Source organism: candidate division KSB1 bacterium (genome assembly GCA_034521575.1).
GTDB lineage: Bacteria > Zhuqueibacterota > Zhuqueibacteria > Residuimicrobiales > Krinioviventaceae > JAXHMJ01.
On record JAXHMJ010000005.1, the window covers coordinates 883,581 to 899,119 of the forward strand.

Here is a 15,539-nt window from a genome sequence, read left to right on the forward strand (position 1 = left end):
AAAGGTAAAATATGAAATTTTTCAGAATCATAACGGCAACACAGGTAATTGTCATGCTCTTGTCCGTATCATTCTGCATGGCAAAAGACAAAAATACCGCCGCTCCGGTCGGTAGATGGGATTTCCCTGCAGGCACAGGGCAGGATGGTTCCGCTTATAACAATCCCGCTGATTTGGGGGATGCCATGGCTTATCCCCTTGGTAATGACCAGTTTTGCATGAAAGTGATGCCTGACGGCAAACCGATTACCATAAAAACAAATGCTGATTCCAAACTCGCTATCAAAGCCGGTACCATCAGTTTATGGGTCAATTCAAGTTATGTGCATAATTATAATCTGGTCGACTATGACAATGGTGCATTTACTCTGCGAAGTTATAGGGGCTATCTGCAAGCAAGATTCAAAGGCGAGACCAGCTTTAAATTTTCCGGCACTGTCATGAATGATAAATGGCACAAGTATGTAATGCGAGAGGACGCATTTTATCCTCATGACAATGCCATGATCAGCAATAATGTCTGGCATCATTTTGCCGTCACATTTGACTATGTAAATAAAAGGTTTATTGGGTGGCGTGACGGAGAACTGATAGCAGTCATTGATCTGTCCGAATCTGATGTGGAAGCGTTAAAAACACAAGATCTCGGCAAAATTGTAATCGCAGAAGAGTTTACAGGATTTATCGATGACATTCGAATCTATGATGAAATTTTTGAAATAGCGGATGTGCAAAGAATATACAACGCGACCACATCTATTTACAAGTCAAGACAGGATATCATCAAACCACCAAAAGACCTCTATGTCTATTCCTTCAATGAATCCGATAAAGAATTATATGATGCCTGGTTGAGAGAAAAGCCGGACAATACAGTAAATCCGTTCAAATTTAAACATATCGTGATCCAGGGACAGAACTCAACCATTTATACAGCAGGCCAAGAATTGACCGCTGCTATTCATCAAAAGCCAGAACTTGAAGTTATTTCATCGCCGGCTAAAGAGGGGAACATTATCCTCGGAACACCTTCTGAATCGAAAATTATAAGTGAAATGGCTGCGGTTCTCGAATTGGATAAAATTGTTCATGATGGATATGTTATTAAAACTGTAGATTATCATGGTAGTCTCTGCATCTTTGTTGCCGCTAATAAACCCGCCGGTGTTGTATTCGGCGCCTTTGATTTAATCAGAAAGATCAATTTTGAAAAAGACTTGGACAAACTGGATATCCTTTCAAATCCCAAAGTGGAAATACGCTTAATAGGGCATTGGGACTGGTTTCGCGGATTTGCAAGTGACGGTTGGCATGCAAAGGAAATCAATTCCTTTAAATGGGAGAGCAATCGCTATAATTCTATTTACAGCTGGGAGGATTTGCGCACAGGAAATACCAAATTAATAAAAGACTGGGCCCGGTTACTGGCATCTGCAGGCTGGAATGCCGTGTGTCCGACCGAAATCAACTGGCAATTTCAGAATAATTTTTTAGAACACCTGGATGAGGTGGAATTATTAGCTGAAATATTCCGCAATTACGGGATCACCCTGTATTGGACGCCCAATTATCTGTTGGCCCTGGAAAAAGCTACAGCTGATACGCTGTATGCCCATGTTCCGGACTTTGGCGGTTATCTGCTGAAACTGGGCTCCGAAGGTCAATTGGGCAATCCCTTCCCTCCCATGGTCAATCAAATTGCTGATAATTTACTGCCGTACGGCGGCCAGGCTCTGGTGCGCGGTTTTGTTTATGGCAAACACCGATACAAACACCTGACCCCGGTGTATCGAAACACTATGCAGTACGATATCTATGTCCCCAATGACGGCACATACCGCGAAAACGTGACCATTGTCGGCAAGGCCAACCCCCTGGACTGGGACCTGTCTGCTCCGATCTCACCATTGGACGGCGCGCTGCGGGAAACTGCGTACGGTACAGAGATGGTCGTGGCAAAAAGTTGGCCGGCATCCTGGATTGAAAAATGGAAATGGTGGATGGATTACGATAATTATCGCAATGGTCCTGGCAGTTATAACAAAAATGAAATAAAATGTCTGCTGGGTGTGTCAATGATCAGCCCGTCCCCCGCCTGGACATCCAATCCATTGAATATGGCAAACTATTACGGATTGGGCCGACTCGGATGGAATCCCGACATTTCAGTGGATCAAATATACGACGAATGGATAAAATTAACGTTTAATAAAGACCCAAAGGTCGCTAAAACCGTCAAAGATATATTGTACCTCTCGGATAATGTATTAAAGAACCTTTATCTGTATCGCGGATACAGAGGCGTCTGGTTCGACACCTCTGAAGACAACCTGGTCGAGAGCAAGACTCCTCATATTCTCAACAAAAAGGGCTTTGGAATAGTGAATACCAAAGCCCAAAAGAAAGAACTTGAGCAATATGCTCCGCAACTGCGCTCCGTATTTGCTGACCCCGTAAAAACTGAAGCGTTTCTGCCGTACTTTCATTTTGTCGAATATGATTACAAACTCACAAACGGCAGGACTCTGATCGAGGACATGTATGCCAATCTGGATGACGCCGTCGCGGGAACAAAGCAGATGCTGAAATTGTGGAATCAACTGGATGGTCATATCAATCAGAGACAGTTCGATTATACCCGAAATCATTTAAAAGATTATATTGACATTGCCGAGAGCAGGCGGCGGCAAATGAACGAAATATTTGAACACTTGACCGGATACGAATATAGTGATGTAATCGACTGATTTTGTAGTTGAAATTAGACACTTAAACCTGAACTCCGCACCTGAAAGTTTAGACCAGAACGAGCTGTCCTGCTGCAAGTTCAGGACAGCTCACCCATAGTCCGAAAACCCGCAGAACCTGTTAAAGGCAGATTTTGTGTTAAAGAAAAAAACCGGAATTATCTGGATATTGCTTCTCATTACCCTCTCCTATGCCCCGGGTGTGATATATGGCCTGGATCAGGTGAGCGGACACCGCTACAATATTGATGACTTCTTAAAATGCAATGGCGCATGAACAATAAAAGCCGGGCCAAACGCAAAGACGAACAAATCCTTGAGCGTACCCGCCGGAAAATGCAGGTGAGAACAAATCAAATGGCACCAGGAATATTTTTTCCTTTGCCTTTTTATCAAATCAAATATTTAGCTATAGGACACGGAGATGATTGAAAGATCGGGATTTAAAGTTCCATTTACCCATAGAGTAATCCGCATTGTGATTGCCTTTCTTTTTAGCCTGGTATGTATTTCTGCTGCCGAGAATGGCCCCCCATACCAGGCCTCAGGAGTGAAAATCGGCGAAGTGGATCAGACGTCAGCGATTGTGTGGTGCCGACTGACTAAAAACGCCGATCGGCAAGATACAGGATTTGTAATACGTGAACAGGATATTTTCAATGATTCAACACCTGTGAAAAAATATTACCCGGATATAGATCTCGAATTGATGCATGGTGCAGTGCCCGGTATGCCGGGTGAGGTGAGGTTATGCTATTCCAAACAGGAAGATGCCGCTGATATGGTTTGTACGCCGTGGGCAGCAGTTGACGGAACACGGGATTATACGCATAAATTTAAAATAAATGGTTTGGAACCAAACACAAAATATTCATTCAGCACAGAATGCCGGGCTTCAGAGGCTTCACCGCCGGGTCAGACTGTGCAGGGAAATTTCTGCACAGCCCCTCCCGTTCTGTACCCCGCTAAAGTGATGTTTACGGTTGTGACCGGTCAGAAATATAGAAACCGCGACCGTGAAAACGGTCACCACATATTCACAGTGATGGATGAAATGAACCCGGATTTTTTTGTGCACACCGGTGACTTTGTTTATCTGGACCGTGAATGGGTCGCATCCGGAAAACAGGAAAATGCCGTTGACCGCGCCCGTCTGCAGTACCATCGCATCCACGGCCTGGAACCGCAAAAAGAGTTCTATCGTTCCGTTCCATGCTTTATGATAAAAGATGATCATGACATCGGCAGAAATGACGCCTATCCCGGAAAGGACATTATCGGGTTTACTTTTGAACAGGGCATCAAGCTATTTAATGAGCAAATGCCGACCGGAGATATGCCGCACCGGACACGCCGTTGGGGAAAAGATCTACAGATTTGGATGGTAGAGGGCAGAGATTTTCGCAGTCCGAATAACATACCCGATGGACCCGAAAAAACCATCTGGGGCCGGGAACAATTTGAATGGCTGAAACAATCGGTCAAGCAATCTGACGCAACTTTTAAAATTCTGATCAGTCCGACACCGATAGTCGGTCCTGACCGGGCAACAAAAGGCGATAACCATTCAAACCATAATTTCGCTTACGAAGGCAACCGGGTCAGACAGTGGATACATGATCAAGCGCCTGAATTGTACGTCATTTGCGGCGACCGGCACTGGCAGTATGTATCCGTACATCCGACAACCGGAGTTCGCGAGTACAGCTGCGGCGCCACCACCGACAAACACGCAGGAGGATGGAAAGATGGTTTTATCGAAGAATATCACCGTTATTTCAATGTGATCGGCGGTTTCCTTTCCGTTACAGTCGAGCGGATCGATAATACACCCAACATCGTGTTCCGGCATTTTGATGTAAACGGACTGCTGCGCTATGCGGAACGTCATGTGAATGAGTAATAGATCTTTGTATAGAGGGAGCCTCACAGTGAGGGTTCTGACATCCGCATGCTATCATGGACACGGCAGCACCTGGATCAATCAAACAGCATCTATCAGGAATTTAGCTGCGGGGCAGCTTTTATAAACTTTCCGCAACGCGATTATTCCTGAGTCATGCAGCTTTTTGAGGATCAAATGGTTCAACATGGGACTCGTGATTGGAGGCGTTCCATAAATCAAGTTTGGCCTGCAGAAACAGCCAGCTTTCCGGTATTGTCCCCGTTGCTTTGCTGATTCGTATGGCTATATCCGGACTCAGAGAGGATCTACAATTCAATAGCGCCGATAAGGTCTTGCGTGTAACGCTGAGCTTTTTCGCAGCATCCGTTACATTATCCCGAGCGAGTTTATGATATCTTTTCTTGTGATTTCACCCGGATGCGTTGGTTTCCTACTCATGGTTTTATCAAAAACAGTCCTTGCTGTATTTATGGTCAGAACATTTGGGGGCTAAAGCCCCCTTAGGGTGTTGGAGGGATACTGAGTTCCACGCGCTAAAGCGCGTGGCTATGAAATGGGTATTACTCAAGTTGTTTGGATATTTAATAATTGTATCTCTTGGATTATAAAATTCTCAACCACAAACCAGGCTACACACAACCCAGTCGGTCTGTATCCATACCAGTATATTTCATCATTGCAAAATAAAATGCAAACTAGAATCCCAGTGTCAATAATCGGTTCAAGGCAACAGCACATAACACCAGCACCAGCATAGACGTAATGATTTTAGATTTGATTTCTGATCCCGTTTCGTACCGGTTGGGCGCTTTCAATATCGCGGGAAACGAAACCATAATGGCAAACGAACTGGTCGCCGGATAAACCACACTCAACATGACAACCACGGGAAATGATGTCACCACATTGACCGCGCTGCCGATGATAATCGGGAAAAACATGAGATGATAGACATATTTTGTTTGCATAGCCTCATCCACCCGGCCGGGAATGAAATTGGCAAAATTTTTACCCACCGTAAAGACCAAACCCATCAGAAAAAGCAGTCCGGCTGCTGCAATGAGCCATTGGATGCCAAAGCTGAGGTGCAAAAGCTCGGCAACTTTGCCGGTGTCGCCCATGGAACTCAAAGGCGTCATGGCCAGATAGCCGAAAAAATTGACAAATCCCAACAGCGCCAGCCAGAGAAACAACAAATGGCCGACCGTGTTTTGTTTTCTTCTGGTGACGATAAATGCGAACAGCATACCCTGGATCAAACTGAAAACCGGTCCGCCCATGGATGTGATGATTTTTGCACCTGTCGCCAAGTTCCGAGCATTTGCCTGAACATAGTTATGAAAAAGCGTCGGATCGGCCCCGAACCAAACATAGGCCAGATAGTGCCCCGATTCGTGAAAAACAGTGGTCAAAATAAAGGCTGATATGAATGCCAGAGTTGAATTGATCAGGATATTCCGATACGGTTTTTTCATCGTATACCTGCCTCCCGCTTTTAGTTAATAGGGTGCGCAAACGGCGGTCTGGTGAATGAGCGTGAAAAATGCAAACGTAAATCACGGTATCCGTTCCGGGTTTAAAAATTCCTGATCGATTCGATCACCATTTTTCCGGTAATCAGACACATCAAAAATCCGCTCCTTGAAATAACAGGCACGATCTTTATCCGTTACTTTCCGCAATACCCGGCACGGCACGCCGGCGGCAATGACGTCCGCAGGGATGTCCCGGGTGACAACCGCTCCCGCGCCGATCACAGAATTGTCCCCGATGCTGACACCGGGATTGATGACGCAATGGCTGCCGAGCCAGACATTGTCCCCGATGCTGACGGAAATCCCGTACTCGTATCCGGAATTTCTGGATTCAGAATGCACCGGATGTCCGCGGTAACGATGCTTACATTCGGACCGCACTGAACACAGTCGCCGATGCGGACCTGAGCGGGATCCAGAACAATCAGATTGTAATTTGCGAAAAAATGATCCCCGACCTCGATATTATACCCATAATCGCAGTGAAAGGGCGCTTCAATGGTCAGATTTTCTCCGGCGTTTGCCAGAATACGCCTGATCAACCGGTCTTTTCTGCGCATATGCTGCGGTCTGCAGTGGTTATATCGGTAAAGCAGTTTTTTTGTACGCAGCCGGTCTCTGGGCAGTCCATCCAGCCAGGCTTTGTAGGGCAATTCTGCAAGCATGCGTTCTTTCTGGTTAAGATTTTGACTGCTCATACGAATGGCACACGTTTTATATCATTCATCACTCAATTTTTTAATCGGCGTCAATGTTAATGTCCTGAACTCGACTTCCGAACCTTCTGCCTGCAGAGCGATCTGTCCGCTCTGTGCGCTACAGTCGTATCCGAAATTCACCCGATCATCGTTCACCCACACTTTGATCGAATCCTCATGACACTCAATCACCATTTGATTCCATTCACCCAGGGGATTCTCGGAATCATTGGTCAGATTGAGAATACGCCGCTTTTTACCTTCAGTGATACCCCATTCCTCTTTCGGACCGCGCCGTTCGACCATATCCGGCACAGTAATATCCTCGACGATGCACCAGAATGGCCGGCATGGCCGTGCTGCCGCCTGCACTTCAAGGGATTTCGGAAACATGTCGTACAGCGCCCGCGGGGTTGACGCATGTACCAGCACCCCGCAGTTGCCCGGTTCGCCCGGAAAGCGGTATTCCACCTCCAGCCGATAGTCCGAATAGCTGGAATCCGTGATGAGATGGCTTTTGGGCGTACCCAGACTCACCAGCAGACTGTCGCGCACCACAAACGGGCCCGGCAAATCGGGATTCTCGTCCATTTTCGGCACGTCCATATGCCAGCCGGACAAATCGCGGCCGTTGAAAAGATTCACGGTTTGTATCTGCGGCTGCGAGGTACAGGATAACATCAGAATAACAGTCAAAAATGCGATGATGAGTGTTTTCATACTTGGCCTGTTCTGTTTAATGATTAAACGAAAAGTTGAAATTGATTTTATGGACTTGATTACATATTGAATTTAGTTGTAGTACAGGATTTTAGCGATTTAAGATTAAAGATGCAAGCGAAAAAAGAAATAGAGAATAGAGAATAGTGAATTGCGAATAGTAAATTCACAATTTGCATCCCACCGAAAAACATGTTATATTCATCCTGAATGAGCTTTTAATAATCAGCCCAGTTCTCCACCTATCATCAAGGGTAGTCAATGCTTTTTTTGTTCATGACAGAGTCCAAAACCAATCGGCAGAAACCCGACGCGGAATCCTGGGTGGACGAGCACGGCGATGCTCTGTACCGCTATGCCCTGTCGCGCATCAGTGATGCAACGATGGCCGAGGATCTGGTGCAGGAGACCTTTCTGGCGGCGCTGCGGACGTTTCACAGCTTTGACGCCAAAAGCAGCGAACGCACCTGGTTTATCAGCATATTAAAGCACAAAATCATTGATCATTACCGGAAACAATCACGCCGTTCGGATCTGTTCAGCGATGACGCTGCGCCGGAAGAAAAAGATTATCAGGAGGACGGATTCTGGAACATGCAGCGCGCGCCGTCCGACTGGGGCAGTCAGCCCGAAGAAGAGCTGCAGCGTCAGGAGTTTATGGCAGTGCTGCGGCGGTGCATGGAACAGCTGCCAAAAACCTTTGCCGCTGTGTTTTCGCTGCGCGAACTGGAAGGGCTGTCGTCCAAAGCCATTTGTAAGGAACTGGACATTACGTCGTCTAATCTATGGGTGCTGCTGCACCGGGCGCGACACCGGCTGCGACGCTGCCTGGAGGATACCTGGTTTAAAGTCAATGCATAGAATAAATATATGAAAACGCTCGCCAAAAAATTCAATATGATGATCATGATGATGATTGTCAAACTCACCCCCAGCTGCGAAACGATCAGTAAACAGATTTCCGAATCCCTGGACCACCGACTGTCCGTGCGCAAACGGCTGACCATTCGTCTGCACACCTGGCAGTGTGTGCTCTGCGACCGTTACCGGCGTCAACTCCTGGCTATTCATAACATGCTAAAAACCTATTCCGATGCAGTGGATTCACCCCTGTATCAGAAAGACAGCCTCACCCCGGATATGCGCAAGCGCATCAAAGATACGCTACGGCAAAAAAACAATCACACTCGTTAGGTTCTTACACACTGACGCTCAAACGCCAGGCGACACCCGCTCCTCTCTCTTTATCCGGTCAATTCGATATTTTTTTACATCAGGAGATGGAAAACAAGCAGAGCCGGTCTATGCTCAGCAAAACCGGCTCCGCTTGTCTGCTAACCTATATTCGATAGTTGTTGAACATTTTGGCCATTTTATCAGGTTCATTATTTACAATAAAAATGATTCCTTAATCCGGTATAATGAAAACTTTTCTTGTCAATATTAAATTAAACGTCAAAGTTTGGTATCCGGATAAAACGCCGCCCAGGCAAACCAGTACGCCACATACGAGTCTGTTGACGTCAGCAACTCATCGGCATGATCACCGTCAACCGCCTGCCCGAACACCGACCAGGTTGATCCGCTGCCGTCCGTCATCACAACCGGCAAGGCCTTATCCGCCGCCGGTTCAAACTCGAGAACCTCACCGTTTACCCGTCGCTCATAAGCAACCGCAAAATTGTGCGTACTGCTGCCGACAATGACCACAGGCTGACCTCCGATCATATCATTCAGCACATCAAGATCACCGAATGAATTAATCGGATACGCCTTTGACTCACCGGACACCGTTACGCCAAGTACACGAGTTTTACCCGGCAGGCGTTGATCGGTGTGAGATACGGGAAACAGCAGTTTGCTCTGATTGGTCTTGTAATCGCCGTACGGATAACGCCCGTAGGCGCGGTCATAGCCCGTATTTTCAGACACCACCTGCGTCTGCGGCGCCATTTGTTTCCAGGTCCCCCATTCCGTTTCGATCACCGGACAGGTGTTCACGCGCGCCCCGGAAAGCGTGCCTTCCACGGCCTGCAATTTCATCTGCGACCAGTTGCTGTCGGTTGCCCGGTCATAGGGGATCAGATTGCTGTTGTACAACAGTCCGGAAACACCAAATGTGGTGACCGTACCTCTGATCCTGCGGTTCCAGCCGATCCCGGACCCGGTCAACGGACAATATGTGATTGCCAACGATCGCCCGCCGATCTCGTCATTGATAATTTCATGCCAGTCCAGAATAACGTGCGGATAGGCTTTGTACGACTCTCCGACCCGCACCCCGATGACCAGATCCCGGTCAGTCAGGTAGGACGCAGACAATCCCGTTGTCATATCAGGTTCTGTAAGCGCCGGGATGCCGTCCTTGCCCGGGCCGCCGTCATAGATTTCGTTTTCGGAAATCAGCCAGTCACCGGATCCGCCGCCCGACGCATCCGATCCGCTCCGGGCCGTGGATTCGTTCGGCGAATTGCATGTCAGTGTCAAAAAAGCTACAATAGCTGTTAAAAATAATTTATTCATGATCTACCTCCTGTTCATCATGTTAAAACGCAATCGAATAAAACAGAGAAACCTGCCAGCGGTAACGGATGGTCAACTAAGTGCCGGTCACAGTTCTGCACAGCCGACCGGAGCGAAATATGAACGGTCAGTTTGATATTCACGCCCGGTACGGCATTCAGCCACCGGCCTCCGGTATTTCCGAACACCTGAATTGATCCGGCGCCAAGACCCGGTATTTGAATGAAAAAATATAATCAAACAGTGTATCCGTACAGTAGCTGGTGCTAAAACGACCATCCTGTTGATCGCGTCTCCTCATATTCACAGAATTAGTCGTTTTAAAAACAGTATGCTTACATAGGAATCTGGGGAAAAACAGAAAGGAATATTAAAACTTGCATAGACGGGATGCCGAAAGGAACTGATATTGTCTGCAACGAGAAATAAGAAAGACGGTTTTTATATCGTTTACCCGTCCCCTTGCAGGATGGAATCAAAAATCGGAAACATCAAAAACCCGATCCTTGAAATAATAGGGACGCTCCTGCTCCGTGATGGTTCGCAGAACGCTGCACGGCACCCCCGCCGCTATGACATTGTCCGGCATATCCCGGGTGACGACAGCCCCGGCGCCGATCACACTGTTGTCCCCGATGCGCACGCCGGGATTGATAACACAGTTGCTGCCAAGCCAGACATTATTGCCGATCGTGACCGGAATTCCGTACTCGTATCCGGAATTTCTGGATTTATAATGCACCGGATGTCCGGCGGTAATGATGGAAACATGCGGACCGCACTGAACATGAGAACCGATCCGGACCCGGGCAACGTCTAAAATAACCAGATTGAAATTTGCAAAAAAATCATCACCGATTTCAATATTATATCCGTAATCACAGTAAAACGGTGCTTCTATGGTCACCGGTTCGCCTGCTTTCCCCAGAATACGCCTGACAAGCTTTTTCTTTTTTCGCATCTGCTGCGGTTTGCAGTGATTATACTTGTAAATTTTTCTATTTGTCCGCAGCCGTTCTTCCGCCAGTCCATCCAGCCAGGCTTTGTACGGCAGTTCCGCCAGCATCCGCTCTTTCTGGGTCATGCTTTGACTCCCTGAATCGGAAACTAATCCAAACCGCTATACTCCCAGCACATTGATCGTGCAGGAGCCCCCCTGTCACACTGCATAAACGAGAGTTCCGCCCTCTGTCTTTTCATTATTTCAGCAAGATCATCTTCTTAACATCTTTAGTGCCGCCGGCCTTTAGGGTATAAATATAAACACCGCTGGCCAGATTCTGTCCATCAAAAGTCACCTGATGACTGCCGGCGTTTTGCGCCTCATCAACAAGGGTGGTCACGTGCCGGCCGACAATATCGTAAATCTCGATGCGGACGCGCGAACTCTGAGGCAGATCATAACGGATTTTAGTTTCCGGATTGAACGGATTGGGGAAATTATGAAACAGCTGATAGTCGCCGGGAGTATTTGTCATGGCCTCTGTCGGAGTCTGCACACCGGTTGAAGTGGTATCTTTTTCAAAATAAATATCATCAATGTACACGGCAATGTCACCGGGATTCACACCCAGGGTTTTGAACGAAACACCGAAGGACTGTACTTTTGAATGATCCACATGATCCGGAATCGCCAGAGTCAACGCGCGTCCAGCCGTCCCCGGCCAGGTCTGCCATACTGACCCATTCACTCTCCCACTGCCAACCGTTATGCATCAGATACACCTGAAGTCCGCCGACCCGGGTGCTGTCGCGCTCGTACACCGCAAGCGAGGAATCCACCAGCACCTGCGGCACCCAAACATGATAAGCCAGTGTTGAAACACCGGGGTCCAGGTTGCTGTCCCGGCGCAGGGCGTGTTCCGATTCGGCGCTGAAATTTCCGGCAATTTTTAAGCTGAACGCGCCGCCGTGAACCACTTCGGTGCTGTGACTGGCGATCGGAGCGCCGCCCGTACCTGAAAAATTTTCCGCATACCAGTCATCAAACTGGGCGGCGGTTTCAAAATCATAATCCGCGGGTTTGACAGCAGCCTGATAGGTGACATCATCCACATAGACACTGCCTTCGCCTATGGAAGCACCCTGCAGTGTAAAAACCAGACCGGTTTCCTGGATCTCGGAATTGACCACATCATCCGGAATCGTCAAAGAGATGCGGTTCCAGGCATCGCCCTGCAAATCCGGAATGCTGTACCACTGATCCACCCAGGTCCAGCCCGAGTGCATCAGATAGTTCTGCACGCCGCCGCCGGTCCCCTCTTCGGCCGCGGTCGCCGAGTCCACCAGAGCCTGGGGAATCCAGACATAATAGATGATGGTTTCAACATCCTCATCCAGAGCGCCGCTTTTTTTTAAAAGATTTTGCGAATTGGCCACAAAATTTCCGCTAATTTTGGCGCTTTGGGTTCCGTTTCTGGCCTGTTCCGAAGAGAGAGCGGCGGTGGGTACGCCGCCCTCTCCCCAGTTATCAAGCAGCCAGTCGTCCAGCTGACCCGTGGTTTCAAAATCATAGTCCGCTTCTTCGTCGGACACCTGGGACAGTATCTGAATCTTGACCGTATCCGATGCGGTTTCAGAAGCGGCATTCTCAATATCCAGAACAATCTCATAGCTGCCGGTATCCAGCTGCACTGTTGCTGTCATACCCGTAGCGATTACACTGTCCCCCAGACTCCAGGAATAATCGGTGATCTCACTGGCGCTGGAATAACTGGCGGTTGCGTCCAGCTGCACGCTTTCCACCCCGTTTCCGTCCTCGTCAACAATACGCTGATCCGGCCCGGCATCCGCAATCAATGCCGGAGTAATGGCGCCGCCGCTTTTGGACAGGCTGTACAGATAGGCGTAATTCAGCATCTTGCCGCGCATGGTCTGGCGCGGTGTAAATTCCGAATGCGCCCAGATGTGCCGGGTGTCGATAAATCTCTCAGCATGCGGCCAGTTGTTATAGTCCGGATAATATTTCTGCAGCACTTTTTTCGGATTGCTGCCGACCATATTGCCGCCCCAGCCTTCAATATTCAGATACGGCGTATGCCCGGGATGCAGTCCCGGCGATCCGTCATTGCGTCCTGACGTATAGCAATTGACCACACTGCGCTTGTCGCCCAGTTCCGTGGTGGCAGTGGTCATCTGGATCATGTTCAGCGGATTGCGTCCCAGTCCCCAGTCCGCTTCCAGCAGCAGAGCGTCCAGAAACGCCAGCTGATCCGTGGGATTGTCCGATACCGCGTGCGCGAGAACAGTTCGCGGCATGTCCTGACTGGTCTGCCACCAGGCGTTCTCGCTGCTGTAACCGCGCCGGGACGGGCGCTTGCGCACGTTATCCGCTTCCCGGCTTTTCGCTTTGGCGATAATGGCGGTTTTCATGTCAGCCTGCAGGCCGGGATAATTCACCGGCTGCTGCGTCAGCAGATACGCCGCCGTTCCCCACAATTGATGATAAGAGCCCTGCTGCAATATGGCAGAATTGGATGTCGTGACCATACTCTCGGCTTTGACAATATCTTCATAGCCGGTATCGCCGGTCAAATTGTACAAAAACGCCGCCGTCATCATTTTAAAATCCACGCCGCGTATGCCTTCCATCTGGGTGTTCAGCATGGGATCGGCCAGCGCATTCGCATAATTGTAAGCGGCAAGCGCCGAATCCAGATAGGCCTGCCTGAGATCCGTGTGTCCGGAGATCTGAAAACAATACGCCAGCATGGCGCTGTTCAGCGCATTCGCCCAGGCCGCCATCGGTGTATTGTCCGCCTGGAACAAATGATTGTTGTCATCCGGATTGGTCAGACCGTGCGAATACCCGCCCTGGTAACGCAAATTCAGCCAGAAATCAACTTCATTGCGCGCCTCGTCGAGAATATCCGGTATACCGTTGCCGCTTTCAGCGATTCGCAGGTCATCATCATCCAGCACGCCGTTGCTGACGATATAAGCCAGACACAGATCATAGATATTGACCACATGCCCCAGATGCCGGTCCCAGTCCAGCGCGTCGCTGTGTCCGCCGACGGCATCAGGATTGGTGGGACTGCCCGCCTTTTTATAAGCAACCCAGCTTTCCGGCCGGTCCCATTTGTCGCCGCTGGCAAAACTGCTCCAGTCAGGATGATAAGGGTCCATATCCGTGACGTAAATTTTGCAGTCCGGCGGATCCTGATTTTGAATATACAGCGGCCGGCGCGGCACCGGAGTCATGTCCAGGTTGTCCTGACCGATGCGCATGTAAAAATATCCGAGCACCCCCAGTTTATAGGGATCGTGATAAATATCATCAGCAATCTCAAAATTCTGACTGCAGCCCACGCCTTCAATCGCAAGCCGATAAGTGCCGGGCTGACTGAATCCGGTGAAATCCGCGGTCCACACATCCGAGCCGGTAAGATTCCAGTGCAGCTCTGTCTGGTTCTGCATCCAGAATTCCACGGACCCAACGGTCTGCGATTCCTCAGTGTCCACGTTATAGATATACACGTCATTGCCGACAAATCCCGAATAATCGCGGTTGCCGCCGTCACCCATGAAATGATACAGATCCGCGGATTTGACGCGTGAGCTGCTCATATAACCGACCAGATTGGTATGCACCGCCTCGGAGGGACAGTTGAAAATATCAAAAGTCATGGTCACGGCTGTTGTATCGGCGTTGATATCCGCCGGGATCTCGACCGTGTACTGTTTGTCCTGCTGCAGCGAATGCGGCAGCTGCAGATAAATAAAATGTTCGTGCGTATAATCAAAGCCGTGATCACTGTTAATGGGATCCCATCCGGTATAGGACATGCCGTTCACGCGCGACTTGCGGTACACGGCCGTCGGTGCAGCGCCGGCATCGCTGTAATTGGCGTCGTCAGCGGATTTAATCGTCCAGTTGCCCGCCTGCGCTGCTGCGGTCTTGTCCAGAGCATCTCCGTACGTGACCACGTAGCTGTTATCCGCTTCGGAATGATGTCCGTGATGCGCATCCGGTCCGGTGCCGTCGTCCACATACTCGACCTCGCTGTCCTGGAACCACAGCATTACAACATCCTGGTCCAACACCTTGAACTCGTAAAGTCGGGATGCATTCAGCGCCTGAAACATGCCGACCAGGCAAAACACAAGCCCTGCAATGGTTAATGTTCGCATGGTTCTCTCCTTTTTATGTTTGCAATCATGCCCCTTGTCCACCCTTTTAAGATACTATACTGTTATATACTGGTATGAATATAAATGATTTTTAGAATAGTGTCAAGACAAGTTTTAACCGCAAAGGTTTAAGTTTTGAGCAGAACAGTAAAAAGTAAGAAGAAAAAAGTAGAAAGCAGTCAATAGAAAAAACTGTCAGCTTTTATTCAGGACGATGCAACAACGGGATGCGGGGGCTTGACTGAATACCAAGTCAGGGATGATCTGTTTAATTGTT

12 protein-coding genes and 1 pseudogene are annotated in these 15,539 nt (G+C 48.8%); 5 read left to right on the forward strand and 8 right to left on the reverse strand.

What is annotated here, in order from left to right; all coding sequences use genetic code 11:
• Positions 1–11: 11 nt before the first annotated feature.
• From U5R06_16905 to U5R06_16915, 3 genes are all read left to right on the forward strand, one after another.
• A complete protein-coding gene (locus U5R06_16905; GenBank protein ID MDZ7724430.1) occupies positions 12–2,747 on the forward strand; it encodes an alpha-glucuronidase family glycosyl hydrolase in 2,736 nt (911 codons plus the stop codon).
• A gap of 273 nt (positions 2,748–3,020) precedes the next feature.
• Entirely contained in the window at positions 3,021–3,179 is a 159-nt protein-coding gene (locus U5R06_16910) for a hypothetical protein (GenBank protein MDZ7724431.1), read from the forward strand.
• On the forward strand, positions 3,172–4,650 hold the full coding sequence (locus U5R06_16915) for an alkaline phosphatase D family protein (GenBank protein ID MDZ7724432.1): 1,479 nt from the start codon (positions 3,172–3,174) through the stop codon (positions 4,648–4,650). Before U5R06_16910 ends, U5R06_16915 begins: the two co-directional genes overlap by 8 nt.
• 154 nt (positions 4,651–4,804) lie before the next feature.
• Here the strand turns inward: U5R06_16915 and U5R06_16920 are convergent, their stop codons facing one another.
• The 4 genes and pseudogenes from U5R06_16920 to U5R06_16935 all read right to left on the reverse strand — a co-directional run bounded on the left by U5R06_16920 (position 4,805) and on the right by U5R06_16935 (position 7,606).
• A complete protein-coding gene (locus U5R06_16920) occupies positions 4,805–4,969 on the reverse strand; it encodes a hypothetical protein (protein MDZ7724433.1) in 165 nt (54 codons plus the stop codon).
• A gap of 379 nt (positions 4,970–5,348) precedes the next feature.
• Positions 5,349–6,128, reverse strand: coding sequence for a hypothetical protein (locus tag U5R06_16925; protein ID MDZ7724434.1), 780 nt, complete (start codon positions 6,126–6,128; stop codon positions 5,349–5,351).
• An 81-nt stretch (positions 6,129–6,209) separates the two neighbouring features.
• A pseudogene (locus U5R06_16930) lies at positions 6,210–6,886 on the reverse strand (sugar O-acetyltransferase).
• 21 nt (positions 6,887–6,907) lie between these two features.
• The gene (locus tag U5R06_16935) at positions 6,908–7,606 is read right to left on the reverse strand and encodes a DUF1080 domain-containing protein (GenBank protein MDZ7724435.1); all 699 of its coding nucleotides are present in this window, start codon (positions 7,604–7,606) and stop codon (positions 6,908–6,910) included.
• Positions 7,607–7,867: 261 nt separating this feature from the next.
• Here U5R06_16935 and U5R06_16940 point away from each other — a divergent pair, with 261 nt between their 5' ends.
• Together U5R06_16940 and U5R06_16945 are read left to right on the forward strand one after the other, a co-directional pair.
• Positions 7,868–8,467, forward strand: a complete 600-nt coding sequence (locus U5R06_16940; GenBank protein ID MDZ7724436.1) for a sigma-70 family RNA polymerase sigma factor — start codon at positions 7,868–7,870, stop codon at positions 8,465–8,467.
• A 9-nt stretch (positions 8,468–8,476) separates the two neighbouring features.
• Entirely contained in the window at positions 8,477–8,800 is a 324-nt protein-coding gene (locus U5R06_16945; GenBank protein ID MDZ7724437.1) for a hypothetical protein, read from the forward strand.
• A gap of 261 nt (positions 8,801–9,061) precedes the next feature.
• On the opposite strand, the gene U5R06_16950 is transcribed toward U5R06_16945, so the two are convergent.
• From U5R06_16950 to U5R06_16965, 4 genes are all read right to left on the reverse strand, one after another.
• A complete protein-coding gene (locus tag U5R06_16950) occupies positions 9,062–10,129 on the reverse strand; it encodes a DUF3179 domain-containing protein (protein ID MDZ7724438.1) in 1,068 nt (355 codons plus the stop codon).
• A gap of 475 nt (positions 10,130–10,604) precedes the next feature.
• Positions 10,605–11,213 (reverse strand): sugar O-acetyltransferase, encoded by a 609-nt coding sequence (locus U5R06_16955; protein MDZ7724439.1) that lies wholly within the window; start codon positions 11,211–11,213, stop codon positions 10,605–10,607.
• A gap of 115 nt (positions 11,214–11,328) precedes the next feature.
• A complete protein-coding gene (locus U5R06_16960; protein ID MDZ7724440.1) occupies positions 11,329–11,748 on the reverse strand; it encodes a T9SS type A sorting domain-containing protein in 420 nt (139 codons plus the stop codon).
• Entirely contained in the window at positions 11,684–15,262 is a 3,579-nt protein-coding gene (locus U5R06_16965; GenBank protein ID MDZ7724441.1) for a cellulase N-terminal Ig-like domain-containing protein, read from the reverse strand. The genes U5R06_16960 and U5R06_16965 overlap by 65 nt, the downstream gene beginning before the upstream one ends.
• Positions 15,263–15,539 lie beyond the last annotated feature (277 nt).